The organism is Paraburkholderia sp. SIMBA_030 (assembly GCF_046535245.1).
Classification (GTDB): Bacteria; Pseudomonadota; Gammaproteobacteria; order Burkholderiales; family Burkholderiaceae; genus Paraburkholderia.
The window spans coordinates 1-1,376 of sequence record NZ_JAWRXB010000060.1; the positions used below are offsets into that span (position 1 = coordinate 1).

General features: G+C 63.0%; 1 pseudogene. It reads left to right on the forward strand.

Annotation, left to right across the window (positions count from 1 at the left end):
* Positions 1-54: 54 nt before the first annotated feature.
* Positions 55-1,205, forward strand: a pseudogene (locus tag SB772_RS38990) (IS3 family transposase); the annotation flags it as partial.
* Positions 1,206-1,376 lie beyond the last annotated feature (171 nt).

Consider the following 1,376-nt stretch of genomic DNA (forward strand, 5'->3'; position numbering starts at 1 on the left):
TGGAGTTGACCCGGTTTCGTGGACACCTATTCTTTGGAACAGGAGGTGTCCATCATGCAGAGACATCGCACCCCGTACCCGGCGGAATTCCGGGCACAAATGGTTGAACTGGTGCGTGCCGGACGTAAGCCTGAGGAACTCGCGACGGAGTTCGAGCCGACCGCGCAGACCATCTACAACTGGGTCGCACAGGCCGATCGCGATTCGGGTAAGCGTCACGACGGACTGACCACGGCGGAGCGCGAGGAACTGACGCGGTTGCGTCGCGAGAACCGGCAACTCAAGCTTGAGCGAGACATATTGTCAAAAGCCGCGGCCTGGTTCGCCCGGGAGACCGGGACCGTGCCCGACAAGGGTTCGAGTTCATGAAAGCGAATCAGGCCGTCTGGCCGGTTGTTACCATGGCGCGGCTGCTAGAGGTCTCCGCCAGCGGCTTCTACGCCTGGCTCGAGCGCAAACCGTCTGCGCATGCGCGTAGCGATGCGGATCTGCTCTCACGCATCCGTGCGATCTATACGCGCTCACGCGGTACCTACGGGATGCCGCGCATTCATGCGGAGCTCATCGAACAGGGTATCCACGTCGGGCGCAAGCGGGTTGCGCGCCTGATGCGCATCACAGGGCTGCGCGGCGTGAGCCGGCGTCGCTGGTTCAGTACTACGCAGCGGCAGCCCGATGCGCGGCCGGCGCCGGACCTGGTGCAGCGGCACTTCAACGCCGACGCGCCGAATCAGTTGTGGGTAGCGGACGCGACCTATGTGCCGACCCGCGTCGGGTTTCTGTACCTTGCCGTGGTACTGGACGTGTTCAGCCGGCGTGTGGTGGGCTGGGCGATGGCCAACCATCTGCGCACCGGACTGATGCTGCAGGCCCTGGACATGGCGCTGGGACAACGCCATCCCAACGGGGTGATTCACCACTCGGACCAAGGTTGTCAATACACTTCGCTTGCCTTCGGGCGGCGTTGCCGCGAGGCGGGCGTGCGTCCGTCCATGGGCACAGTGGGCGACTGCTTCGATAACGCCATGTGCGAGGCCTTCTTCGCCACGCTTGAATGTGAACTGCTCGCGCGCACCCGATTCGATACACATGAACAAGCCCGACAAGCGTTGTTCTCCTTCATCGAAGGCTGGTACAACCCGCATCGCCTTCACAGCGGCATCGGCTATCGCTCGCCGATGATTTACGAACGGATGCATGTCGCGAAAAAACAGACCTCGCCCGCATGCGGGTTGCCCACCGCCGGCCAGCGTCATGGTCGTAACAGGCGACCCGCCGTCCGGCCGTGGACAACCCGCAACGTCACATCAAAGGGAGGACCCTCACCCGGGCACAATTCAACTACGTAACCGTCCACTGAAGCGGGTCACCCCCAA